Below are 23,042 nucleotides of genomic sequence, written 5' to 3'. Positions count from 1 at the left end.
TCCTATGGTAAGGCGGGGTTAACCCGCCCTGCCGAAACAGCAAACCGGTTCACGTTCGCCAAAGGTGCCACAATGACCGACCAAAGCCCCAACGACATCTTCAAGGCCTCGAGCTTCATGCAGGGCCACAACGCGGAGTATCTGGAGCAGATATACGCGCGCTACGCCAACGATCCGGCCTCCGTGGATGAGGCGTGGCAGGCATTCTTCCGTCAGTTGGGTGACGACGACATCGACGTCAAGAAAGAGGCCACCGGCCCATCCTGGGCGCGCACCGACTGGCCGCCGCAGCCGGGAGACGAGATCACCGGCGCGCTGACCGGCGAATGGCCCGCGCCTCCGGCCGAGGCCAAGGCGGCGGGCAAGAAGATCTCGGACAAGGCCAAGTCGCAGGGCGTCGAACTGACCGACGACCAGATCCAGCGCGCGGTGCTGGACAGCATCCGAGCGTTGATGCTGATCCGGGCCTACCGAATCCGCGGCCACCTTGCCGCCGATCTGGACCCCCTTGGCTTGCGGCAGGACAGCCCGCATCCCGAGCTGGACCCCAAGACCTATGGTTTCACCGGCGCCGACCTCGACCGGCCGATCTTCATCGACAACGTACTGGGGCTTCAGATCGCTTCGATGCGGCAGATCGTGGAAATCGTGAAACGGACCTACTGCGGCACCTTCGCGCTGCAGTACATGCACATCTCGGACCCCGAGCAGAGCGCCTGGCTGAAAGAGCGGATCGAGGGCTACGGCAAGGAGGTCAAGTTTTCGCGCGAGGGCCGGAAAGCCATTCTCAACAAGATGGTCGAGGCCGAGGGTTTCGAGAAATTCCTGCACGTCAAGTACATGGGCACCAAGCGCTTCGGGCTGGACGGCGGCGAAAGCCTGATCCCGGCGATGGAGCAGATCATCAAGCGGGGCGGCGCGCTGGGCGTCGAGGAAATCGTGATCGGCATGCCGCACCGCGGCCGCCTGTCGGTTCTGGCCAACGTGATGAACAAACCCTACAAGGCGATCTTCAACGAATTCCAGGGCGGCAGCTTCAAGCCCGAGGACGTCGACGGATCGGGCGACGTGAAGTACCACCTCGGTGCTTCGTCGGACCGCGAGTTCGACGGCAACACCGTGCACCTTAGCCTGACCGCCAACCCTTCGCACCTGGAGGCCGTCAACCCGGTGGTGCTGGGCAAGGCCCGCGCCAAGCAGGACCAGCGCAAGGACGCCGAGCACAAGACCGTGATCCCGGTGCTGCTGCACGGCGACGCGGCCTTTGCCGGGCAGGGCGTGGTGGCGGAATGTTTCGCCCTGTCGGGCCTGCGCGGCCACAAGACCGGTGGCACGATCCATATCGTCGTCAACAACCAGATCGGGTTCACCACCGCGCCGCACTTCTCGCGTTCGTCGCCCTATCCCACCGACAACGCGCTGGTGGTGGAAGCGCCGATCTTCCACGTCAATGGTGACGACCCCGAGGCGGTTGTACACGCTGCCAAGGTTGCGACCGAGTTTCGCCAGAAGTTCAACAAGGACGTGGTCATCGACATATTCTGCTATCGCCGCTTCGGTCACAACGAAGGCGATGAGCCGATGTTCACCAATCCGATCATGTACAAGAAGATCAAGGGTCACAAAACGACCCTGTCGCTGTATACCGAACGGTTGGTCAAGGACGGGCTGATCCCCGAGGGCGAGATCGAGGACATGAAGGCCGCCTTCCAAGCCAAGCTGAACGAGGAGTTCGAGGCCGGCAAGGATTACAAGCCCAACAAGGCCGACTGGCTCGATGGCCGCTGGTCGCATCTCGACCGGCGCGACGAAGAGGATTACCAGCGCGGCGAAACCGCCATCAAGCCCGAGACGATGGAAGAGGTCGGCACCGCGATCACCCGCGTGCCCGAAGGCTTTCCGCTGCACAAGACGGTGGGCCGGCTGCTTGATGCCAAGCGCGAGATGTTCAGGACCGGCAAGGGCTTCGACTGGGCCACGGGTGAGGCGCTGGCCTTCGGCTCGCTGCTGACCGAAGGCTACCCGGTGCGTCTGTCGGGCCAGGATTCGGCGCGCGGCACCTTCTCGCAGCGGCATTCGGCCCTGATCAACCAGGACACCGAGGAACGCTATTACCCATTGAACCACGTCCGCGAGGGCCAGGCACGCTATGACGTGATCGACAGCGCGCTGTCGGAATACGCGGTCAGCGGTTTCGAATACGGCTATACTCTGGCGGAGCCCAACGCCCTTGTGGCCTGGGAAGCGCAGTTTGGCGACTTCGCGAACGGCGCGCAGATCATGTTCGACCAGTTCGTCAGCTCGGGCGAAAGCAAGTGGCTGCGCATGTCCGGTCTCGTCTGCCTGCTGCCGCACGGCTACGAGGGCCAGGGACCGGAGCACTCTTCGGCGCGGCTCGAACGCTTCCTGCAAATGTGCGGTCAGGACAACTGGATCGTGGCCAACTGCACGACGCCGGCGAACTATTTCCACATCCTGCGTCGCCAGATCCACCGCACCTTCCGCAAGCCGCTGATCCTGATGACGCCGAAATCCCTGCTGCGGCACAAGCTGGCGATCTCCGAAGCCGAGGATTTCACCACCGGGTCGAGCTTCCACCGGGTGCTCTGGGACGACGCCCAGAAGGGCAACTCGGACACCGAGCTTAAGGCAGACGACAAGATCAAGCGCGTCGTGATGTGCTCGGGCAAGGTCTATTACGATCTGCTGGAGGAACGCGACAATCGCGGCATCGACGACATCTACCTGATGCGGTTCGAGCAGTTTTATCCGTTCCCCGCCATCTCTGCCGTGAAGGAGCTAGAGCGCTTCAAGAACGCCGAGATGATCTGGTGCCAGGAAGAGCCCAAGAACCAGGGCGCATGGACCTTCATGGAACCCAATGTCGAATGGGTGCTGAACCGGATCAAGGCCAAGCACAAGCGCCCGGTCTATGTCGGACGCCCCGCGAGCGCCTCGCCCGCCACCGGTCTCGCCTCGAACCACAAAGCTCAACAAGCCGCCCTGGTCGACCAGGCGCTGACGATCGAAGGAAAGTAACGCCATGCCCACCGAAGTACGCGTCCCCACCCTTGGCGAATCCGTGACTGAGGCCACCGTGGCCACATGGTTCAAGAAACCCGGCGACACCGTCGCCGTGGACGAAATGCTCTGCGAACTCGAGACCGACAAGGTCACCGTCGAGGTGCCCTCGCCTGCCGCGGGCAAGCTGTCGGACATCGTGGCGCAGGAAGGCGAAACCGTGGGCGTCGACGCCCTGCTGGCCAACATCGCGGAATCAGGCGAAGCCGGCGAACAGATCGAGGAACGCGCCCCAGAGGCCACGACCGAGGACGAGGATGACGCAGACAGTGGCACCGACGACGGCGGTGCCGACCGCAAAACCATCGACGTCATGGTGCCGACACTGGGCGAAAGCGTGACCGAGGCCACGGTGTCCACCTGGTTCAAGAAGGTCGGCGAACCGGTCGCCCAGGACGAAATGCTCTGCGAACTCGAGACCGACAAGGTCAGCGTCGAGGTCCCAGCACCCGCCTCCGGCGTGTTGTCTGAAATGCTGGCGCAGGAAGGCGATACCGTCGAAGCCTCGGCAAAACTTGCAGTGATCTCCACCGAGGGCGGCGCGCCGGCCAAGACAGGCGACGAGGTCGAGCACCCCGGCGGCGGCAGCCAGTACACCACGCCCCCCGCCGGCAAGGCTGAAGAGGATGTGGAAGACGCGCCCTCGGCCAAGAAGCTGATGGCCGAGAAGGGCCTGTCGCGCGATCAGGTCTCGGGTTCCGGCCGCGATGGTCGCGTGATGAAGGAAGACGTTTCCAAGGCGATCTCCGCCGCATCGCAGGCTCCCGCAGCCTCGGCTCCGGCCCAGGCCCCACGCGCGCCGGTCTCGGCCGAGGACGCCGGTCGCGAAGAACGGGTGAAGATGACCCGCCTGCGCCAGACCATCGCCCGCCGTCTCAAGGATGCGCAGAACACGGCCGCGATCCTGACCACCTACAACGAGGTCGACATGACCGAGGTCATGGCGCTCCGAAACGAGTACAAGGACCTGTTCGCCAAGAAGCACGGCGTCAAACTGGGCTTCATGTCGTTCTTCACCAAGGCCTGCGTCCACGCTCTGAAGGAGGTCCCCGAGGTCAACGCAGAGATCGACGGCACCGACATCGTTTACAAGAACTTCGTCCACATGGGCATCGCCGCCGGCACGCCGCAGGGCCTCGTGGTGCCGGTGATCCGCGACACCGACCAGATGAGCTTTGCCGAGATTGAAAAGGCCATCGCCGAAAAGGGCGCCCGCGCCCGTGACGGCAAGCTCAGCATGGCCGAGATGCAGGGCGGCACCTTCACCATCTCCAACGGCGGCGTCTACGGTTCGCTGATGTCCTCGCCGATCCTGAACCCGCCGCAGTCGGGCATCCTCGGCATGCACAAGATCCAGGACCGCCCGATGGTGGTCAACGGCGAGATCAAGATCCGCCCGATGATGTACCTGGCGCTCAGCTACGACCACCGCATCGTCGACGGCAAGGGCGCGGTGACCTTCCTTGTGCGGGTGAAAGAGGCGCTGGAGGACCCGCGGCGGTTGCTGATGGATTTGTAATTGATTGGGCCGGGCTGAAGCCCGGCCTACATCCGTGACGCGGGGCGGGCTACAGTCCGCCAATCGAGGCTGCGAAAGACTTTCGGCGATGAGCAAGAGTAACGATCAGGCACCCTGGCAGACCGACCGCTCCACACAAAAAGCGGGGCCGGCCGCGACATGACCCCCGAACTCACCGCCCTCACCCTCGCCGCACTGCTGCAGATCGTCCAGATCGCCCTCATGGCGGTCCCGGCCAACCGCGAGCTCGGTACCGCCAAGACGCTTTCCCCGCGTGATCCGCACCGCATGGCAAAGCCGCTGATGGAACAGGTCACCCCGCGCACCGCGCGGCTGCACCGGGCGATGACCAACCACTTCGAAAGCCTGATCCTCTTCGCCATCGCCACGCTTGTTATCACATTCGCCGACAAGGCCAGCGCCATCACAGGCGCCGCGTGCGGTCTCTACCTCCTGGCGCGGGTGCTCTACATCCCCGCCTATGCCTTCGGCTGGGTGCCGTGGCGCAGCCTCTTCTGGGCGCTGGGCCTTCTCGCCATCCTCATCCTGCTCGTGGCGGCCCTGCTATGAGCGCGACCCGCCTCTTCTTCTGGCTGAAAGTATCCCGGGGGTCCGGGGGCAGAGCCCCCGAAGCCCGGCTTCAAGAAAGGACACACAATGGCAAGCTATGATGTGATCGTCATCGGCGCCGGCCCCGGCGGCTACGTCGCCGCGATCCGCTGCGCGCAACTGGGGCTCAAGACCGCCTGCGTCGAGGGCCGCGAGACATTGGGCGGCACCTGCCTCAACATTGGCTGCATTCCCTCGAAGGCGCTGCTGCATGCCTCGCACCAGCTGCACGAGGCCGAGCACAACTTCGCCAAGATGGGCCTCAAGGGCAAATCCCCCTCGGTCGACTGGAAACAGATGCTGGCCTACAAGGAAGACGTCATCGGCCAGAACACCAAGGGCATCGAATTCCTGTTCAAGAAGAACAAGATTGACTGGCTCAAGGGCTGGGGGTCGATCCCCGAGGCCGGCAAGGTCAAGGTCGGCGACGAGGTCCACGAGGCGAAGAACATCATCATCGCAAGCGGCTCCGAACCGGCGCCGGTGCCTGGTGCCGATGTGACCATCGACGAGAAGGTGGTGGTGACCTCCGAGGGCGCGCTGGCGTTGGGCAAGGTGCCGAAAAAGATGATCGTCATCGGCGCCGGCGTGATCGGGCTCGAGATGGGCTCGGTCTATGCGCGGCTTGGCGCTGAGGTGCAGGTGATCGAGTTTCTCGACCACATCACCCCCGGCATGGACCGCGAGGTGCAGAAGCAATTTAAGCGGCTGCTCGAGAAGCAGGGGCTCAGCTTCACCCTCAATGCCGCAGTCTCGCGCGTCGAGGCCGGCAAGGGCAAGGCCACGGTCACCTACCGCAGCCGCAAGGACGACAGCGAACAGACGGCCGAGGCCGACGTGGTGCTCTGCGCAACCGGGCGGCGGCCCTATACCGACGGGCTGGGGCTCGACAAGTTGGGCATCGAGACAACCAAGGGCGGCCAGGTCAAGGTCGACGGCACGTGGAAGACCAGTGTCGAGGGCATCTATGCGATCGGCGATGCGATCGAGGGACCTATGCTGGCGCACAAGGCCGAAGACGAGGGCATGGCGGCGGCCGAGGTCATCGCCGGCAAGCACGGCCACGTCAACTATGGCGTCATTCCCAGCGTGATCTACACCCACCCCGAGGTCGCCGCGGTGGGCCAGACCGAGCAGCAACTCAAGGATGCGGGCCGCGCCTACAAGGTCGGCAAGTTCTCCTTCATGGGCAATGCCCGCGCCAAGGCAGTCTTCGCCGGCGAAGGGTTCGTCAAGCTGATCGCCGACAAAGAGACCGACCGCGTGCTCGGTTGCCACATCATCGGCCCGGGTGCCGGCGACCTGATCCACGAAATCTGCGTGGCGATGGAGTTCGGCGCTTCGGCCGAAGACGTGGCACTTACCTGCCACGCGCACCCAACCTTCTCGGAAGCCGTGCGCGAGGCGGCCCTGGCCTGCGGCGACGGCGCCATTCACATGTAGGTAACGCCGGTGGCGGGACCATCCCCGCCACCGCCACCCCGTAGAATCGAGAGATTACGCAAGTCGCACCTGCGGACCTTGCACCGGCAAGTGGCGAACTCGCCCTATGCCAGGGTAAGGTGCCTGGTCTCCGCAGGAAAATCGTCGAACCCCGCTTCCAGCATCAATTCCTGCGAGCGGCGTTCGACCTTCTCTTCCAGCTCTGCCAGAAAGGCCGCACGGTCGCGGCCCGGCGCGATCGGCTCGAGAAACTCCACCACCGCGAGGCCCGGCTTGCGCAGCACGCCCTTGCGCGGCCAGAACACGCCCACATTGGTCGCTGCCGGTACGCAGGGCTGACCCAGTTCGGAATACAGGACGTGACTGCCCACCTTGTAAGGCAGGTATTTCGATGGCGCCACGCGGGTGCCCTGCGGGTAAATCACCAGCTGGCCGGGAATTTCCTGACCGCGCGCGACATCCGCCACCATTTTCTTGATGGCCGCACCGCGTTTGCCACGGGCCACCGGCACACAGCCGACGCGCTTGGCGTATTGTCCGACAAACGGCGTCCAGAGCAGTTCGCGCTTCATGATGAACTTGCCGGCGGGAATGGCCTGGTAGATCATGATGATGTCGAGGAACGACTGGTGCTTGGCGGCGATCATGACCTCGCCCTCGGGCACCTTGCCGCGCACCTCGCATTTCAACCCTACCATCCAGCCGGCCGTCCACATCACCCACCGGCACCAGGTCTTGCAGGTCCAGATGGCGCCCTTGCGGCTGACCAGAGCCAGCGGGAAGAACAGGATGCCCATGACGGCCATCATGACGTACATCTGGAAATTGAAGACCACCGACCGCGCGTATTGCATCAACTCAGACCTTCCAGAACCCGCAGGGCCGCCCATCGTGTCGCGGCAAAGGCCACCAGCGCGGCCAGCGGAGGAACCAGCAGCGGCCAGAGCCAGTGCCCGCCCTCGAACCGCAGGCCGGTGAGGATACCGGCCTCCGCCCCGGCGCCGGGCAGCAACAGCACCGCGATCAGCCCCGCCAGTACACCGCCCCCGGCCCCAAGCGCCGCGCGCAGCGTGAAGCGCCGGACGAAGGCACCGGCGATGTAGCTGTCGGTCGCGCCCACCAGTCGTAGAACCCGGATCACCTGGGCATTGGCCGCCAGCGCGGCGTTGGCCGCCAACGTGATCATTGCCCCCATGGCGCCGAAGATCAAGGCGATCGCCACCCAGCCCAGCAGCTTGAGCCGCCCCGCCGCCTGCACCAGCGGACGCCGCCAGCGGGTATGGTCGTCCAGCACCGCGCCGGGCAGTTCGGCCTGAAGGCGCAGGCGCAGCCCGTCCGGGTCGTAACCGGCGCCTTCCTCGCGGATCTCGATCAGTTGCGGCACTGGCAGGCTCTCGACCGGAAGGTCGGGGCCGAACCACGGCTCAAGCAGGGCACGCTGTTCGTCCGGGTCCAGCGCACGCGCCTCGGCGACCCCACGGGTCTGTGACAGGATCGCCAGTGCCCGTTCGACCTGTGCCGCCATCTGCCCGGCCGGGGCCGAGATGCGCAGAGTGGCACTGCCCGCCAGCGCATCGGCCCAGTTGGTCGCCAACCGCCCCGAGGCCAGTGACAGCGCCATCGCGAAGACCGCGAGGAAGGCCATCGCGCCGGCGGTGAACACCGTCAGCCGCGCGGTGAAGCCCGTGGGCGGCACCACCCGGTCCGCGCCCGCATCGACCGAGACCAGGCTGCCGAGGCCGGGGATCTGCGGCAATCTCACAGGTCCGCCCCCGCCAGTTGCAAGCGCTTTTGCGAAATGCGCAACACGCGGGCCTGCACATGCGCCTTGGCCGCGCGGATCAGGCTGAGGTCATGGGTGGCGATCATGATGGTCTTGCCCATCTTGTTGAGCTCGATCAGCAATTGCAGAAGCCGTTGCGACATCTCCCAATCGACGTTGCCAGTGGGCTCGTCCGCCAGCACCACGTCCGGTGACAGGATCAGCGCCCGGGCCAAGGCGGCCCTCTGACGCTCACCGCCCGACAGTTGCGGCGGCAGGGCCCCGGCACGGTCCGACAGGCCGACCCAACCCATGAGCTCCTTGAGATTGGACTGCGCCTCGAGCTTGTCCTGTCCCGACACAGCCAGAGGCAGCGAGATGTTCTCGGCGACCGGCAGGTGATCCAGGAACTGGCAGTCCTGATGCACCACCCCGATACGGCGACGCGCCATGGCGATACCGTCGCGGTCAAGCTCGCGCACGTCCTTGTCGAAAAGCCTCACCTGTCCGCCGGTTGGCACCAGTGCGCCATAGCACAGCTTGAGAAAGGTGGTCTTGCCCGCGCCCGACGGCCCGGTCAGAAAATGAAACGATCCGGGGGCGAGCCGCAGCGATATGCCAGACAGCAATTCGCCGCCCCCATAGCTGTAGGCCACTTCGTCAAGCTCGATCACGCTCTGCCCTGCCCCGGTCTGGTTCTGCCGCCAAGATTGGCTGGCCTGTAATGCATCAGCCATAGCGCGGTTGCAATCCGCGCCGCAGGGCGGCTTGCGCTTTTCCTTGCCGGTAGACCCACTTATGATGCACACCTGAGGCCGAACCGAGCGACAGGTGGGAAAACATGCGGTTGAATTGCCCGAATTGCGGGGCGCAATACGAGGTTCCGGACGACGTGATCCCCGAAGGCGGGCGGGACGTGCAATGCTCCAACTGCGGCAATACGTGGTTCCAGCAGCACGCCGACGCCGAGGCCGAACAGGAGCTCGACGCGGCAAAGGCCTCTGCAACGCCTGAGCCGCAGCTCTCGCCTTCGCCGGACCCGGAGGTCGCCAAAGCGCAGGATGCGCCGGTGCCCGACCCCGCTGCGCCCGAACCCGAATCCGCGCCCGAGGCCAAGCCGGTCCCCGAGCAACCGCCAACCCCCGAGCCCGCCCCGGCCCCGCGTCCACGACAGCTTGATCCAGAAGTGACCAGCGTGTTGCGCGAAGAGGCCCAGCGCGAGGCCCGCCAGCGCGAGGCCGATCGAGGCGCTGTCGAAAGCCAGCCGGATCTCGGGCTGGACGACATGAGCAACGAGGCCGACCTGCGCGTGCAACAAAGCCGCGAGCGCATGGCGCGACTGCGCGGCAAGGATCCCGACGCGCCTGACGTTGCCGCCGCCGCTGCGGCTGCCAGCGGGTCAAGGCGCGAATTGCTGCCCGACATCGAAGAGATCAACTCGACCCTGCGCTCCTCGGATCAGCCACGCCGCAGCGAAGCCAGTGAAGAGATCGCCGCAAGCCCAGACAGGGAAGCCCGTTCGGGCTTTCGACGCGGGTTCGGCCTTGTCCTGCTGCTGGTGGCAATCGCGGTGGCGGTCTACGTCTATGCCGATCAGATCGGAGAGGCGCTGCCCGACACCGCTGCCGCGCTCGACGCCTATGTGCGCTGGGCCGACGGTCTTCGCGGCTGGCTGGACGCCCGCGTGCTGGAATTGCTGAAGTGGCTGGACGGGATGTCCTCGGAAGCGGCAAGGCCTGTGGAATAAGCCGGACATCCGGGCCCGAAGGCGGCGCAGATGGCCCCTTTGTCAGAACCTGTCAAGCAGACGTTCAAGGTAGTTGCGCTCGACCTCGGGCCGTTCGCCATCACCGGAGCGACGGCGGATCTCGTCCAGCAGTTCACGCGCACGACGATAGACGTCTTCGCCCTGCAACAGGTTCTCATCGCTCGAGATGGTGCCGGTGTTGCCCTGATCGCGGCCCAATGGATCACGCCGCTGGCTATCGCGAGCACCGGCGCTGTCGCCCTGACCACCCTCCTGCCGCTGCTGCTCGGCCATGGCCTCTCCGAGGTTTCGCATGCCTTCGCGAAGTGCATCCATCGCTTCGGCCTGTCGGTCGATGGCCTCGGGCAGATCGTTGCCACGCAACGCGTCCTCGGCACCGTCCATCGCCCGCTCGGCATCGCGCAGGGCGTCTTGTGCCCGGCGGCCGGCTTCGGTGCCCTGTCCCGGCATCGAACCACGCTGACGTTCGAGTTCCTGCCGCAAGGCCTCTTGCCGGTCCGCGAGCCCCTGCCGACCCTGTTCGGCCTGCTGATCGCCGCCGCCCTGCTGACCCTGCTGCTCGCCTTGGCCTTGCCCTTCGCCCTGCTGGTGCTGCTGGCCCTGCCCCTGCTGGCCGTCACGGCCCTGGTTCTGCTGGCTCTGGCCCTGGTTGGCACCGGGGTTGAATTGTTCCTGAAGGTCGCGGAACGCTTCGTCCGACAATCCCTGCTGGTCACGCAACGTCTCGGCCAAACCGTCCATCGCCTGCTGACCCGGCGATTGCTGACCCTGACCCTGCTGACCTTGCGTGACCTGCATGTTCTCGAGCAGTTGCTGCAACTCTGCCAGCGCCTGCTCGGCCTCGGCCATGCGGCCCTGTTCCATGAGCTCCTGAATGCGGTCCATCATGCGCTGGAGGTCGTCCTGCGACATCTCCATCATGTTCTCGGGGTTCTGCGCCATTTCGGGATTGTCTTCGCCGTTCTCGCGCTGCTGTTGCGCCAGTTGACGGATGTAATCCTGCGTGGCCTCGCGCAGCTCCTGCATCAGCTCGGCAATCTCCTGCTCCGATGCGCCGTTCTTCATCGCCTCGGCCAGCCGCTCCTGCGCGCGTTGCAGCCGTTCCAGCGCGTCCGAGAGGTCACCGTCCTCGAGCAGAACCGCAAGCTCCCACATCGCGGCGGCCAATTCGTCGCGCTGCACCTCGGTCATGCCCGCCTCGGCGAATGTCTCCAGACGGCGCTGGATGGTCCGCATCCGCAGAAAGGGCACCACGGACTTGAACAAGTCGTCAGGCTTGTAGGTCACCGCCCTCAGGATCATGGTAACGTCGGCGGCGTTGTCGCGTGTCCACAGCAAGGCGCGCCGCTGGTCGATGATCGCGGCGGCAAGCGGATCGAAGAACCGTCGTCCGGGCAGCGGCACGTTCAGAACGTCCGGCGGGCTTTGCTGATCGCTGTCGTCGGTCACCTGCAGTTCGATGGTCACCGGCAGGTTCGCCCAAGGGTGCTGCGAGAAGTCCTCGATCAGCGTCTCGGTGAAATCCGCACGCGAGCCCGAGATCGGCAGAGGCAATGGCACCTCCAGCGGCGCACGCGGCTCGGGCGCGCGTGCCAGCCCGTAGCGTCGATCCAGCGCCGCCATGTCAAGCGTGATCCGCGCCACGCCGTCGCGGATGCCGTAGTCATCCTTGGCCTCGAAAGGCAGAGACATCTCGCCACGCGCAGCGGTGGTGATCTCATCGGTGACACGCACGCTGGGCAGGGCATCCTCGGCCAACGTGATCTCCCATTGGCGTCCGCCGGGGCCTTCAATGGACAGCGTGCCGGGGCGCGCAACCTCGAAGCTCTGCGAAGCCTCGGCGGCGCTCGGGACCTCTTCGGTGCGGCCGGACACGGTCTCGGATACAGTCAGATCCCCGACCGCGCCATAGAGGCGCAGGGTGATCCGGCTACCCTCGGCGACCTCCAGGGTCGGCGCGGTCTGATCGGCCAGATAAAGCGATGGCAGGGCTGTGTACGCGGGCGGCTCGATCCAGCCCTCCCACGTCGGACCGCTGGCCAAAGCAGCCCCGCCGGGTGTCATGGTCGCGACGGACGACACCTTCCAGAACGAGCCGAACAGCAATGCCACGGCCAGCGCCAGAACCGCCACATAGCGCAGCGCGAAAGGATCGCGGCGCGAGACGCGCAGGTCCGGCGCTACGGCCTTGGCCTGTGCCGCCCGCTCGGCCATGCGCGCCTGGTGCGCCTGCCAGACTGCGACCGAGGCCGCGTCTCTGGCGCCAATCACCTGGCTGTCGCGCAGGGTTTGCAGGGGCCGGCCCTTCAGCGTGCCGTCCAGCCGGTCCAGCGCCTCCTGCCGGTGCGGCGGTCGGAACCAGCGAATGCCCAAGCCCAGCGCCACCAGCGCGCCGAGTGTGAACAGCACGATCAGCACCCAGACCGCCTCGACCGGCAGCATGTCCTGCGCGCCCAGCATCAAAAGCGCGAGCCCGCCCAGCACCACCGACCACAAGGGCCAGAACGCCCGCGTCACGCGCTCGGCCCAGAGGCCGGCCCAGGTCAGGGTCAGTGCGCCGCGTATCCGGCTCAGGCTTTCACGATAGCTGGTCTGGGGGATTGTACCGCTCCATCTCACAAGGGCCGCGGCACGGGGTCCGCGCCTACAGCCACTCGGGGATGGTATCTCGATTTATGATTTCGTCAAAGGTCGGTCGGGCGCGGATGACGGCAAATTTATCGTCCTTCACCATGACCTCGGGGATCAGCGGGCGGGTGTTGTATTCGCTGGCCATAACAGCGCCATAGGCCCCGGCCGAACGAAAGGCCACGAGGTCACCCGCCTGCAAAGGCGGCATCAGCCGGCCCTTGGCGAAGGTGTCGCCCGACTCGCACACCGGGCCGACGATGTCATAGCGCACCTGCTCCAGCCCCGGTTCCGCCTCCACCACCGGCACGATATCGTGCCAGGCATCGTACATCGCGGGCCGGATCAGATCGTTCATCGCCCCGTCGAGGATCAGGAACTGCCGGTCCTCGCCCTGCTTGACGTAGATCACCCGGCTCACCAGCACCCCGGCATTGCCCGCGATCAGCCGCCCCGGCTCGATCTCGACCTCGCAATCGAGATGACCAAGAACATCCTTGATGAGCTGCCCGTATTCCACAGGCAGCGGCGGTGCCTCGTTCGAACGGGTGTAAGGGATACCCAGACCGCCGCCGAGGTCCAACCGCCGAATGTCGTGTCCGTCGCTGCGCAACACCTCGGTCAACTCGGCCACCTTCCGATAGGCCATCCGGAATGGCTCAAGGTCAGTCAACTGGCTGCCGATGTGCACGTCGATGCCGATCACCTCGATCCCGGGAAGTGAGGCCGCATGGGCATAGACCTCCCGCGCGCGGCTGATCGGGATGCCGAACTTGTTCTCCGACTTGCCGGTGGCGATCTTGGCGTGGGTCTTTGCGTCCACGTCCGGGTTGACCCGGATGGTCACCGGCGCCGAAACGCCCAGTCCAGAGGCAACCTCCGAGATTGTCGCCAGCTCCGGCTCGCTCTCGACGTTGAACTGCCGGATCCCGCCTTTCAGCGCCGCCGCGATCTCTTCCGCCGTCTTGCCGACGCCCGAAAACACGATCCGTTCGCCCGGCACACCCGCCGCCCTTGCACGGGCGTATTCCCCGCCCGAGACAACGTCCATCCCGGCGCCGGCGTCGGCCAGTGTTTTCAGGATCGCCTGGTTGGACGCCGCCTTCATCGCATAGCACACCAGATGCGGCATCGCGTCCAGCGCCTCATCGAACAGCCGGAAGTGCCGCAGCAAGGTGGCCGTGGAATAGAGATAGAACGGCGTGCCCACCTCCGCCGCGATCTCGGCCACGGGCACGTCCTCGGCGAAGAGCGCCCCGTCACGGTATAGAAAATGATCCAACCTCGCCTCCTTGCGCGGCCCAGCCCTTCATCTTGCCGGTCAAACTCCGGGGTCCGGGGCAGAGCCCCGAAAATCCCGCACTAGCGCACCGGCGCCGTCCTCAGAAACAGATAGAGCGGCAATCCGCAAGCCAGCCCGATCCCAAATGTCACCGGGATTGCCAGCAAAGCCATCCAGTTGCGCCGGACCGCGACCTCGGCGATCACCCACAGGCTCAGCGCCAGCGCCGCGATCGTCAGGTCCCAGACCAGCCCGGATGTCGCGGCGTTCACGTGCCAGGCCTCGATCAGGCCCGACAGGCTGACCCCATTCTCGGCGAACCAGACCAAGAACCAGGCCATCGGATGCACGGCCCCCCAGAGCGCCAGCGCCAGATAGGCCCAACGAAGTGGCGAGACGTCCCGCATCGGCTCAGTTCGACCCGCCGACAATGCCGACCTCGGCCGTGCCGGTGACAGAGACGTTGAACGGCCCCGCAGGCTCGCCCTTCTCGGGCCGCTCGGGCGCGCCGTCGACACCGCAGCCGGCCAAGGCGGCCACCGCCATCACTGCCAGAACCCTCATGCCAGCGCCTCCTTCCAGCGTGCCACCTGTTCGCGCACCCGCTCGGGCGCGGTGCCGCCATAAGATATACGCGAGGCCACCGAATTGTGCACGCCCAGAACCTCGAAGACCTCTTCGGTGATCGCGCCGTGCACCGACTGCATGTCCGACAGCGTCAGGTCCGGCAGGTCGCAGCCCTTGCCCTCGGCCATCGCCACCAACGACCCGGTGACATGGTGCGCGTCGCGGAACGGCATCCCCAGCACCCGCACCAGCCAGTCGGCAAGGTCCGTCGCGGTGGAAAATCCGGTGGCCGCCGCGGCCTCGAGTTGCGGCCGGTTGGCCTGCATGTCGCGCACCATACCCTCCATCGCGGCCAGTGCCAGCATCAGGTTGTCGGCGGCGTCGAAGACCTGTTCCTTGTCCTCCTGCATGTCTTTGGAATAGGCCAAGGGCAGCCCCTTCATCACCGTCATCAAGGCGACGTTGGCGCCGAAGATGCGGCCGATCTTGGCGCGGATGAGCTCGGCGGCGTCGGGGTTTTTCTTCTGCGGCATGATCGACGATCCGGTCGAGAACCGATCGCTGAGCGTTACGAAACGGAACTGCGCCGAGGACCAGATCACCAGCTCTTCCGACAGCCGGCTGAGGTGCATGGCGCAGATCGAGGCCGCCGACAGGAATTCAAGCGCGAAGTCCCGGTCCGAGACCGCATCGAGCGAGTTGGCCGCCGGCCGGTCGAAGCCCAGCGCGTCTGCCGTCGCATCACGGTCGATCGGGAACGAGGTGCCGGCCAGCGCGGCCGCGCCCAGCGGGCATTCGTTCATCCGTGCGCGGGCGTCGCGAATGCGGCCACGGTCGCGGGCGAACATCTCGACGTAGGCCATCATGTGGTGGCCCCATGTCACCGGCTGCGCCACCTGCAAATGGGTGAAGCCCGGCATCACCCAATCCGCGCCGGCCTCGGCCTGCGCCACCAGCGCCTTCATCAGCGCCGTCAGGCCTGCGTCCACTGCATCCAACTGGTCGCGAACCCACAGCTTGAAGTCCGTCGCCACCTGGTCGTTGCGGGACCGTCCGGTGTGAAGCCGCCCGGCAGGCTCTCCGATCACTTCTTTCAGCCGCGCCTCGACGTTCATGTGGATGTCTTCCAGCGCCGTCGAAAAGGCGAACTCGCCGCGCTCGATCTCTGACAAGATCGTGAGAAGGCCTTCCCGCATCGCCTCGGCATCTTTACCGTCGATGATGCCCTGTGCCGCCAGCATCGCGGCATGGGCGCGCGAGCCTGCAATATCCTGCGCCGCCATGCGCTTGTCGAACCCGATCGAGGCATTTATCGCCTCCATGATCGCATCGGGTCCGGCGGCAAAGCGGCCGCCCCACATCTTGTTCGAGGATTTATCTGACATGAAGCTCACCGGTCCCGGTCTGAAGGCAATCGCTGTTGCCGCCGCTCTCTATATGGGCTTGGGCGCAAGCGCAAATGCTGCCGGTCTTGCCGAGCTTGAGGCCCTGCGTGAAGGCGACATGCAAAAGCTGATGCTGCACGCTGAGCCGGTCACGGTTGAAGCGCGGGAGTTCACCGACTTCGACGGCAACCCACTCAGTCTGGATGACTACCTTGGCAAGGTCGTGTTGGTGAACTTCTGGGCCACCTGGTGTGCGCCCTGCCGCAAGGAGATGCCAATGCTTGCCGATCTGCAGACCGATCTGGGTGGCGAGGACTTCGAGGTCCTGACGCTGGCCACTGGGCGCAACCCCGGCCCCGGCATGACCCGTTTTTTCGATCAGATCGGAGTCGACAACCTGCCGCTGCACCGCGATCCGAAACAGAAGATCGCCCGAGGCATGGGTGTCATCGGCCTGCCGACCACGGTGATTCTCGGCCGTGACGGACAGGAGATCGCTCGCCTGCAGGGTGAGGCCGACTGGTCAACCGAAAGCGCCAAGGCCATTCTGGAAGCTCTGATCGCCCGGTAGCGACCAGCTTACCCCTTGAGATTTCAAACTGTTTCACCGGTTCATGCTGATCGGCAACAGCGGCGCATTGCCACGCCGCAACGCAGCATTTCTGCAATGCAAGTGCAGCTAAATGTGCTATAGGTCGCGGGAAACGAACCGCTGATCGCGGCTACCGCGCCTTGTCCCGGACAGGCAAACGGTATCTGCGCTGGCCCGCGCCTTCGAAGGATGCGACCCATATGCGTGCCTCTGTGCAACAGGCTCTGGACACCTGGAAGACCTGTCTCGCCGTCGGTGAGTTGACCGCGCAGGCCAACAGCGTCGTCGCCTATCGCAGCCTCGGCATGCTGGGTGGATGGTCGGTTGAGACCGATGAAAACCAGCGCATGTTCCAGGAAAAACCTGCGGCCTTTCTCGAAGCCAACTGGGCGGCGGGAATGGCACTCATGGCCGGCAAGCGCGCCGACCAGGTGACACAGGCCTGGATCTCGCCGCTGACGCGGACCGTGGAATCGAACCGCGCACGGCTGGAAACCCGGGGACCTGCGGGCCCGGGCCTGCTCTTCAAAACTCTGCATGACAACGGGAAAGCACTTGATGAATCTGCTCGTGAAACAACTTGAGATGTCGGCCGCCTGCATGCGGCTGGCCAACAAGACCCTCGAACGCAATCTGCGGCTGGCCGAAGTGATCATGACGTCGGCCTTTCAGACAGCAGCAAAACTCTCGCCCGTGGCGCCGATCGTTTCGGCCCCTGCCGGCAACACCCCGGCCGCGCCAACCAAGCCTGCTGCAAAAGCGCCCGCAGCGAAGAAAGCAGCGGCCAAACCTGCCGCAAAGCTGGTCGAACCCGTGAAGGCACCGGCGGCCCCCAAGGCGGCCGAACCCAAGGTCGCGAAAGCTCCGGCAAAGACCGAAGCGAAGACCAAGGCACCCAAGGCAACCGCGACACGGGCATCGGCCAAGGCCGAGGCCAAGCCGGTTGCGGCTAAAGCGGACGCGACACCCCAGCCCGCCAAGGCAGAGGCCCCGAAACCTGCACCGAAGCCTGAAAACAAGCCGGTGGCGGCGAAGGCAGAGATCAAACCCGCCGCGCCCACGGCGGACACCAAGTCCGAAGCCACCAAGGTTGATGCGCCGAAAACCGGCTCAAAAACCAATGCGTCGCAGGCCGAAACAAAAGCCGATGCGACGCAGGCCGACACAAAGGCCGAAGCTTCCAAGACCACTGCCCCCAAGGCAGAGACAAAACCCGAGCCTGCGAAGTCAGAGGCACAGCCAGCAGCAGGTTCGTCCGTGAACCCGGCGTCCGCGACAGGCAGTGCACCCAAGCCGGCTCCCAAGGCCGAAGACACCAAGCCGGCCAAGACCACGCGCCTTCGCCGCAAGCGTCAGCCTTCGTCTCCGCCGGCGATGCCGCGATCCAAATCCGGGAAGAGCTCGTAACTTCGGTTCCCGGTCCGATTGCCGAATCCAGATTTGACGGCAGCTCTCACGGGCTGCCGTTTTTTCGTCGGACGCTTGGAGTGGTGGCATAAAGTGCCCACGGCCAGCGCCGTTCGTGTCATACCGCCAATTTCGGGAAAGTGGCGGACCGAGGAGGATTCGAACCCCCGACCCCCTGATTCGTAGTCAGGTACTCTATCCAGCTGAGCTATCGGTCCGTTGGAGCCGGGGTTTAAGGGACACCCTGAAGGTTTGCAAGGGCGAAATTCAGGGAATTTCACCACCCTCCGCGCGGCAGGCAGATTTCGAAGACCGTGCCCTCGGGACCAGTCGAAACCAGCTCCAGCGCACCGCCGTGGCCGCGAATCAACTCGGCCGAAATTGCCAGCCCCAGGCCGCTGCCGCCCTTACGCGCACCGCCCTGAAACGCCTTGAACAGGTATTCCCGGGCCTTGGGCGGCAAGCCCGGCCCGGTGTCCGAGATCCGGATGCGCCAGGCGTCCTCGGCGTCTTGTGCCGACACGTTGATTTCACCCGGCTTGCCGGTCGCGGTGATCGCCTGCCGTGCGTTGCGCACGAGGTTGGCGATGACGCGGTAGAGTTGTTCGGCATCGGCGCGGATTTGAAGCGAGGCGGGCACATCCTCCGAGAAGCTGACATCATAGTCGCCGGTCGCGAGGCGCTCGCTCTCCACAACGTCCGACACCAGTTCCGCCAAGGCGAAGCGCGTCAGCACTGGTGAGGGCTCTTCGGCGCGTCCGAAGGCAAGCGTGGATTCGCAAAGGTTCACGGCGCGTGTGATCGAGTTGACCAGCTTAGGTGCCAGCCGCTTGACGCCCGGATCTTCGGACATTTCGATCCGGTCGGTGAACAGCTGTGCCGATGTCAGGATGTTCCGCAGATCGTGGCTCACGCGGGCGACCGCGCCGCCCAACTGCGCCAACCGCTCCTTCTGCTTCAGCGCGTGGGTGAGCTCGGTCTCCAGCGATTGCAAGGCTTCCTCGGCCTCGCGCAGTTCGCGCACGCCGGCAGAGGGCTGGATGATGCGGCGGCCGTCTTCCGGCGCGGCCGCATAGGTCGCCATCTGCCCGACCACCCGCTTGATCGGCTTGACGAGGAATACCCGGACGGCAAGGAACAGCAGGAAAGCGGTTGCCACCGAAATCACCGCTGACAGGAACAGAATGCGCAGCCCGTAGTCGATCATCGCCGCGCGCAGAGGCGCGGTCTCCATGGACACTTCGATCAGGAGCCCGGCGTCGCGCAACGGGTTGCCGATCACCCGTATGATCCGCGGTTCGGGATCGATCAGCCGCTTCAGGGCGTCCATGATCAGCGCGATCGGTGACGGGTCACGCAGGTCATAGGTCGCGTCGATGGCGCGCGGCATCGGGGACGAGAGCACAAGTTGCCGCGCCTCGTCACGGCGCAAAACCACGTTGTAGACCCCGGCATTGCGCAGCAACTCCTCTTCGAGGTCGCGGTCGATCATATCGGCTGCCAGCAACGACAGCGATGCGATCTGCGCCCGTTCCAGATGCCCCAGCAGATAGTCCTGCCGGAACCGCGCTACCGAGGGGACAAAGACCAGCACTTCCGCCAGCATCACGAAGACGGTTGTCAGGATAAGAAATCGCCCCGAGAGCGAATTGAGCATACCCGCCCCTTCTATGGCACCCAGCGCTGCACCAAGCGCACGACGCGCTTAACCAACTGATTATCAAACAATCTGGGTGAGAAATAGGCCCCGGCAACCCGTTTGTTGATCTCGCCCACCGTGGGATAGGGGGAAACCATCGCCGCGACGTGCTTCATCTTCAGCTTGTTGGCAATGACCAGCGACCAGAGGTTTGCCAGTTCGCCTGCCTGATGTCCGGCGATCGAAACGCCCACCGGGCGCCCCCCGACCGCCATCACCTTGATGAGGCCCTCGGTCCTGCGCTCGGCGATCAGGCGGTCGTTGTGATGGAACTCGAAACGAACGACTTCAAGCCGCGCGCCGTGTTCCTCGCGCGCCTGGCGCTCTGTCATCCCGACCTGCGCCAGCTCGGGCGCGGTGTAGGTGGCCCACGGAATGTGCGCCGTTGAGGTCTTGGCAGGCAGCCCGAACAGCGCCGATCGGATCAGGGTGCTGGCGTGATACCCCGCCACATGGGTGAACTGCAGCCCGCCCGCAACGTCGCCGATGGCGTAGACCTTGGGGCTGGAAGTCTTCAGGCTGTCGTCGACCTTGATGCCCGCCTTGGTGGTCTCGATCCCAGCCTTGTCGAGGTCGAGCAGGTCGATGTTGGGTTTGCGCCCCACCGCCACCAGCAGATGCGAGCCCTTGAAGACGCGCCCGTCCTTGGCCTCTACCTCTATCGCACCGGCCGCGCCGCGCACCTCGGCGGCCATGGCGTCCTCGGCGATCTCGATGCCTTCCGCACGGAGCTGTTTCAGCACGATGGCGGCGGTCTCGAGGTCGTCCTTGCCTAGCGCCTTTTCGCCCTCGATCACGGTCACCGCGCAGCCCAGCCGGCGGTGCGCCTGCGCCAGTTCCATGCCGATGGGCCCACCGCCGATGATCAGAAGATGCTCGGGCTTTTCACGCAGATCGAAGAGGGTCTCATTGGTCAGGTAGGGCACGGCGTCGAGGCCGGGGATCGGCGGCACCAGCGGTGAAGACCCGGTGGCAATCACGATCCGCCGCGCCGTGATACGGTACGCGCCCGCCTGCACGACGGAATCTGAAAGAAAGGCCCCGTATTCGCGGATCACCCGAACGCCAAGGCCCTCGAATCGCTCCTCCGAATCGACCGGCGCAATCTGTGCGATAACCTCCTGGACGTGTGCCATCGCGGCGGTGTAGTCGACCTGCGGCTCTACGCTCTGCACCCCGTACACGCCGGAGTGCGCCTGTGCGTGGGCCGCCTTGCTGCTGGCGATCAGCGCCTTCGACGGCACGCAGCCGTAGTTCAGGCAGTCGCCGCCCATCTTGTGACCTTCCAGCAGCACCACGTCGGCGCCCATCTGCACCGCGCCGGCCGCAACGGACAACCCGCCGGAGCCCGCGCCGATAACCAGCAGGTCGGTCTTGATCTCCTGCATGTCAGACGCCTTTCTTGCCGCGCACGGCCTTGATCACGATGGGCAGTGCGGCCAGCGCCGACAGTCCGAGAAGAGGCAACAGGATATGCGGCTCCCAGAGCAGGCTCAGGTCCGGATCCTCGCCCCGGTCAAACACGGCACCTAGCCCGACCCCGATGGAGGTAAAGACAATGGCACCGGGGATGATGCCTGTCGCGGTGGTCCAGACGAAGTTGCGAAACTTCACGCCAACAAGCGCCGGCAGCAGGTTGGCGACGAAGAACGGCACCGCCGGCACCAGCCGGATCAGCAGAAGCACGCTGATCTCGTTGTCGCGCAGGCCCTCCTTGACGCGGGCCACCGCGCCCTCCGAGGCCTCGAGCCTGGCAGTCAGCGTCTGCCCCAGCCCCCAGCGCGCCGCGAGAAAGATCGCCATTGCGCCCACGGTGGCCGCCGTCACGTTGAACGCTGTGCCCGCGACCAGCCCGAACAGGAACCCCCCGGTGACCGAGGCCACCGCCGCGCCGGGCAGCGAGAACGCCACGATAACCACGTAAATCCCCACAAAGCCCAGCGCCAGCAGCAGGTAATGCGAATCGCGCCAGCCCAGCAACAGCTCGCGGTGTTCGCGCAGGGTGTCGAACGACAGGTAATCGCGCAGGGTGAAATACCCCACCACCGCCGCGATCAGAATCGCGATCAGCGGCAGGTGCCGGACAAGGCCCGGTTTGCGCTCGGAGGATGAAGCGTCGGTCATGCTGGCTGGGTTCCTGATGCGAAGGGCTGGATTTCGAAACAAGATGATGGTTTTCACCGCGTTGGCACAGAGGCATCACGCCCGCTTGATGCAAGGTGACGGAATTCACGGTGAAATCCCCCTCCAATGTCTCGATTGAAACATTCGCAGGCCCCTGCGACAAAAAATGTTGCAGCATCGCGGCTTTGCCCGGGATCGGGGTTTGACTTGGCGCGAAACCCCTCCTATAGCACGGGCTTCAAATTGCCGCCGCGCGCGAATCCGCGTGAGCTTGACTGCGTGCGCGGCCCAGTATCGGAGACGGAGCGATGAAACGCACCTACCAACCCTCGAACCTCGTGCGCAAGCGGCGCCATGGCTTCCGTGCGCGCATGGCCACCAAGGCCGGTCGCAAGATCCTGAACGCCCGTCGTGCACGTGGCCGCAAGTCGCTGAGCGCGTAAGCCCTCACCCGACTGCGAAAAGATGACACCGCCGGAGGCCCCCGAGACTGGCAGCACTGCCACGCCGGGATCACCTGCCCCGGCGGTTTCTTCGTGTCCGGACACCAAGGTGACGCTGCGGGTGCTGACCCGGCGGCCGTCGTTTCTGGCCGCCGCCCGCGCGCGCCGTCAGGCGACCGACGGCTTCCTGTTGCAGGCCCGTGAACGCCGCGACGATGATGATGCCATCGGCGTCGGCTTCACCTGCTCGAAGAAAGTCGGCAATGCCGTCGCCCGCAACCGCGCCAAGCGCCGCCTGCGCGAAATCGCACGCCTGATCCTGCCCAAGGCCGGACGACCCGGCTGGGACTACGTGCTGGTCGGCCGTGCGGGGACGACTGCGGCCCGCGATTTCTCCGACCTCCAGAACGACCTGCGCTTTGCGCTGAGCAAGGTGCATGGGGGCCGCAAATGACCCCGCTGGCCTTTGCCGTCTCGCTTCCCGTGCGCGCCTACCGGCTGATCTTTTCGCCCTGGGTCGGTCACAACTGCCGCTACCACCCGACCTGTTCGGCCTATGCCATGGAGGCGCTGGAGCGGCACGGCGGGCTGAAAGGCAGCTGGCTGACCCTGCGCCGCATCCTGCGCTGCCACCCGTGGGGCGCCGGCGGTATAGACAACGTTCCGGACTGAGTCCGCCGGCTTCGTCAGCGGATCGGCCCTGCGCGAGACACTTGCCTCGCTGCGCCGACGG

General features: G+C 65.3%; 22 protein-coding genes and 1 tRNA gene. 11 read left to right on the top strand and 12 right to left on the bottom strand.

The window, feature by feature from the left end:
- Positions 1–72: 72 nt before the first annotated feature.
- The 4 genes from AC04PT_RS09565 (at position 73) to lpdA (ending at position 6,652) form a co-directional block, all read left to right on the top strand.
- On the top strand, positions 73–3,039 hold the full coding sequence (locus AC04PT_RS09565) for a 2-oxoglutarate dehydrogenase E1 component (protein WP_482873421.1): 2,967 nt from the start codon (positions 73–75) through the stop codon (positions 3,037–3,039).
- 4 nt (positions 3,040–3,043) lie between these two features.
- Complete coding sequence (gene odhB, locus AC04PT_RS09560; protein WP_482873420.1) at positions 3,044–4,600, top strand: 2-oxoglutarate dehydrogenase complex dihydrolipoyllysine-residue succinyltransferase; 1,557 nt, start codon at positions 3,044–3,046, stop codon at positions 4,598–4,600.
- Between the two features lie 159 nt (positions 4,601–4,759).
- Positions 4,760–5,170, top strand: coding sequence for an MAPEG family protein (locus AC04PT_RS09555; protein ID WP_482873419.1), 411 nt, complete (start codon positions 4,760–4,762; stop codon positions 5,168–5,170).
- Between the two features lie 87 nt (positions 5,171–5,257).
- Positions 5,258–6,652, top strand: coding sequence for a dihydrolipoyl dehydrogenase (lpdA, locus tag AC04PT_RS09550; RefSeq protein ID WP_482873418.1), 1,395 nt, complete (start codon positions 5,258–5,260; stop codon positions 6,650–6,652).
- 104 nt (positions 6,653–6,756) lie between these two features.
- On the opposite strand, the gene AC04PT_RS09545 is transcribed toward lpdA, so the two are convergent.
- From AC04PT_RS09545 to AC04PT_RS09535, 3 genes are read right to left on the bottom strand one after another with little or no spacing between them, the layout of a single operon-like run.
- The gene (locus tag AC04PT_RS09545; RefSeq protein WP_482873417.1) at positions 6,757–7,506 is read right to left on the bottom strand and encodes a lysophospholipid acyltransferase family protein; all 750 of its coding nucleotides are present in this window, start codon (positions 7,504–7,506) and stop codon (positions 6,757–6,759) included.
- A complete protein-coding gene (locus tag AC04PT_RS09540) occupies positions 7,506–8,408 on the bottom strand; it encodes a cell division protein FtsX (RefSeq protein ID WP_482873551.1) in 903 nt (300 codons plus the stop codon). The genes AC04PT_RS09545 and AC04PT_RS09540 overlap by 1 nt, the downstream gene beginning before the upstream one ends.
- Positions 8,409–8,410: 2 nt before the next feature.
- The gene (locus AC04PT_RS09535) at positions 8,411–9,088 is read right to left on the bottom strand and encodes a cell division ATP-binding protein FtsE (RefSeq protein WP_482873550.1); all 678 of its coding nucleotides are present in this window, start codon (positions 9,086–9,088) and stop codon (positions 8,411–8,413) included.
- A 167-nt stretch (positions 9,089–9,255) separates the two neighbouring features.
- Between AC04PT_RS09535 and AC04PT_RS09530 the strand changes: the two genes are divergently transcribed.
- The gene (locus tag AC04PT_RS09530) at positions 9,256–10,161 is read left to right on the top strand and encodes a zinc-ribbon domain-containing protein (protein WP_482873416.1); all 906 of its coding nucleotides are present in this window, start codon (positions 9,256–9,258) and stop codon (positions 10,159–10,161) included.
- A 42-nt stretch (positions 10,162–10,203) separates the two neighbouring features.
- On the opposite strand, the gene AC04PT_RS09525 is transcribed toward AC04PT_RS09530, so the two are convergent.
- From AC04PT_RS09525 to argH, 5 genes are all read right to left on the bottom strand, one after another.
- A complete protein-coding gene (locus tag AC04PT_RS09525; protein ID WP_482873415.1) occupies positions 10,204–12,801 on the bottom strand; it encodes a TIGR02302 family protein in 2,598 nt (865 codons plus the stop codon).
- A 25-nt stretch (positions 12,802–12,826) separates the two neighbouring features.
- Positions 12,827–14,092, bottom strand: coding sequence for a diaminopimelate decarboxylase (lysA, locus tag AC04PT_RS09520; RefSeq protein ID WP_482873414.1), 1,266 nt, complete (start codon positions 14,090–14,092; stop codon positions 12,827–12,829).
- 80 nt (positions 14,093–14,172) lie between these two features.
- Positions 14,173–14,499: a DUF2834 domain-containing protein gene (locus AC04PT_RS09515; protein ID WP_482873413.1), complete on the bottom strand. Its 327-nt coding sequence runs from the start codon at positions 14,497–14,499 to the stop codon at positions 14,173–14,175.
- Positions 14,500–14,503: 4 nt separating this feature from the next.
- Positions 14,504–14,656, bottom strand: a complete 153-nt coding sequence (locus AC04PT_RS09510) for an argininosuccinate lyase (protein ID WP_482873412.1) — start codon at positions 14,654–14,656, stop codon at positions 14,504–14,506.
- Positions 14,653–16,044, bottom strand: coding sequence for an argininosuccinate lyase (argH, locus tag AC04PT_RS09505; RefSeq protein WP_482873411.1), 1,392 nt, complete (start codon positions 16,042–16,044; stop codon positions 14,653–14,655). Before argH ends, AC04PT_RS09510 begins: the two co-directional genes overlap by 4 nt.
- Between argH and AC04PT_RS09500 the strand changes: the two genes are divergently transcribed.
- The 3 genes from AC04PT_RS09500 to AC04PT_RS09490 all read left to right on the top strand — a co-directional run bounded on the left by AC04PT_RS09500 (position 16,043) and on the right by AC04PT_RS09490 (position 18,043).
- Positions 16,043–16,615: a TlpA family protein disulfide reductase gene (locus tag AC04PT_RS09500; protein WP_482873410.1), complete on the top strand. Its 573-nt coding sequence runs from the start codon at positions 16,043–16,045 to the stop codon at positions 16,613–16,615. The genes argH and AC04PT_RS09500 overlap by 2 nt on opposite strands.
- A 233-nt stretch (positions 16,616–16,848) precedes the next feature.
- Complete coding sequence (locus AC04PT_RS09495) at positions 16,849–17,220, top strand: antifreeze protein (protein WP_482873409.1); 372 nt, start codon at positions 16,849–16,851, stop codon at positions 17,218–17,220.
- The gene (locus AC04PT_RS09490; RefSeq protein ID WP_482873408.1) at positions 17,195–18,043 is read left to right on the top strand and encodes a prolipoprotein diacylglyceryl transferase; all 849 of its coding nucleotides are present in this window, start codon (positions 17,195–17,197) and stop codon (positions 18,041–18,043) included. The genes AC04PT_RS09495 and AC04PT_RS09490 overlap by 26 nt, the downstream gene beginning before the upstream one ends.
- A gap of 141 nt (positions 18,044–18,184) precedes the next feature.
- Here AC04PT_RS09490 and AC04PT_RS09485 read toward each other — a convergent pair.
- From AC04PT_RS09485 to AC04PT_RS09470, 4 genes are all read right to left on the bottom strand, one after another.
- Positions 18,185–18,261 (bottom strand) — tRNA-Arg (locus AC04PT_RS09485).
- Between the two features lie 59 nt (positions 18,262–18,320).
- The gene (locus AC04PT_RS09480; protein WP_482873407.1) at positions 18,321–19,700 is read right to left on the bottom strand and encodes a sensor histidine kinase; all 1,380 of its coding nucleotides are present in this window, start codon (positions 19,698–19,700) and stop codon (positions 18,321–18,323) included.
- 11 nt (positions 19,701–19,711) lie between these two features.
- On the bottom strand, positions 19,712–21,130 hold the full coding sequence (locus AC04PT_RS09475; protein ID WP_482873406.1) for a dihydrolipoyl dehydrogenase family protein: 1,419 nt from the start codon (positions 21,128–21,130) through the stop codon (positions 19,712–19,714).
- A gap of 1 nt (position 21,131) precedes the next feature.
- On the bottom strand, positions 21,132–21,866 hold the full coding sequence (locus tag AC04PT_RS09470; RefSeq protein ID WP_482873405.1) for a TVP38/TMEM64 family protein: 735 nt from the start codon (positions 21,864–21,866) through the stop codon (positions 21,132–21,134).
- A gap of 308 nt (positions 21,867–22,174) precedes the next feature.
- Between AC04PT_RS09470 and rpmH the strand changes: the two genes are divergently transcribed.
- Genes rpmH through yidD form a run of 3 tightly spaced genes read left to right on the top strand, consistent with a single transcriptional unit; the run spans position 22,175 to position 22,981 of the window.
- Positions 22,175–22,309, top strand: a complete 135-nt coding sequence (gene rpmH, locus AC04PT_RS09465; protein ID WP_005980833.1) for a 50S ribosomal protein L34 — start codon at positions 22,175–22,177, stop codon at positions 22,307–22,309.
- A 22-nt stretch (positions 22,310–22,331) separates the two neighbouring features.
- Positions 22,332–22,763: a ribonuclease P protein component gene (gene rnpA, locus AC04PT_RS09460; RefSeq protein WP_482873404.1), complete on the top strand. Its 432-nt coding sequence runs from the start codon at positions 22,332–22,334 to the stop codon at positions 22,761–22,763.
- The gene (gene yidD / locus AC04PT_RS09455; RefSeq protein ID WP_482873403.1) at positions 22,760–22,981 is read left to right on the top strand and encodes a membrane protein insertion efficiency factor YidD; all 222 of its coding nucleotides are present in this window, start codon (positions 22,760–22,762) and stop codon (positions 22,979–22,981) included. Before rnpA ends, yidD begins: the two co-directional genes overlap by 4 nt.
- Positions 22,982–23,042: the final 61 nt, after the last annotated feature.

This window comes from Litorisediminivivens sp. KMU-197 (genome assembly GCF_056858395.1).
Note: the sequence above shows the minus strand (reverse complement) of the source record. Positions and strands in the feature narration are given on the sequence as shown.

Excerpts from the sequence above, each read along its gene's own strand:
- AC04PT_RS09565 (WP_482873421.1), top strand. The coding sequence starts at position 73 with ATGACCGACCAAAGCCCCAACGACATCTTCAAGGCCTCGAGCTTCATG.
- odhB (WP_482873420.1), top strand. The coding sequence starts at position 3,044 with ATGCCCACCGAAGTACGCGTCCCCACCCTTGGCGAATCCGTGACTGAG.
- AC04PT_RS09555 (WP_482873419.1), top strand. The coding sequence starts at position 4,760 with ATGACCCCCGAACTCACCGCCCTCACCCTCGCCGCACTGCTGCAGATC.
- lpdA (WP_482873418.1), top strand. The coding sequence starts at position 5,258 with ATGGCAAGCTATGATGTGATCGTCATCGGCGCCGGCCCCGGCGGCTAC.
- AC04PT_RS09545 (WP_482873417.1), bottom strand. The coding sequence starts at position 7,506 with ATGCAATACGCGCGGTCGGTGGTCTTCAATTTCCAGATGTACGTCATG.
- AC04PT_RS09530 (WP_482873416.1), top strand. The coding sequence starts at position 9,256 with ATGCGGTTGAATTGCCCGAATTGCGGGGCGCAATACGAGGTTCCGGAC.
- AC04PT_RS09515 (WP_482873413.1), bottom strand. The coding sequence starts at position 14,499 with ATGCGGGACGTCTCGCCACTTCGTTGGGCCTATCTGGCGCTGGCGCTC.
- AC04PT_RS09510 (WP_482873412.1), bottom strand. The coding sequence starts at position 14,656 with ATGAGGGTTCTGGCAGTGATGGCGGTGGCCGCCTTGGCCGGCTGCGGT.
- AC04PT_RS09500 (WP_482873410.1), top strand. The coding sequence starts at position 16,043 with ATGAAGCTCACCGGTCCCGGTCTGAAGGCAATCGCTGTTGCCGCCGCT.
- argH (WP_482873411.1), bottom strand. The coding sequence starts at position 16,044 with ATGTCAGATAAATCCTCGAACAAGATGTGGGGCGGCCGCTTTGCCGCC.
- AC04PT_RS09490 (WP_482873408.1), top strand. The coding sequence starts at position 17,195 with ATGAATCTGCTCGTGAAACAACTTGAGATGTCGGCCGCCTGCATGCGG.
- AC04PT_RS09480 (WP_482873407.1), bottom strand. The coding sequence starts at position 19,700 with ATGCTCAATTCGCTCTCGGGGCGATTTCTTATCCTGACAACCGTCTTC.
- AC04PT_RS09475 (WP_482873406.1), bottom strand. The coding sequence starts at position 21,130 with ATGCAGGAGATCAAGACCGACCTGCTGGTTATCGGCGCGGGCTCCGGC.
- AC04PT_RS09470 (WP_482873405.1), bottom strand. The coding sequence starts at position 21,866 with ATGACCGACGCTTCATCCTCCGAGCGCAAACCGGGCCTTGTCCGGCAC.
- rpmH (WP_005980833.1), top strand. The coding sequence starts at position 22,175 with ATGAAACGCACCTACCAACCCTCGAACCTCGTGCGCAAGCGGCGCCAT.
- rnpA (WP_482873404.1), top strand. The coding sequence starts at position 22,332 with ATGACACCGCCGGAGGCCCCCGAGACTGGCAGCACTGCCACGCCGGGA.
- yidD (WP_482873403.1), top strand. The coding sequence starts at position 22,760 with ATGACCCCGCTGGCCTTTGCCGTCTCGCTTCCCGTGCGCGCCTACCGG.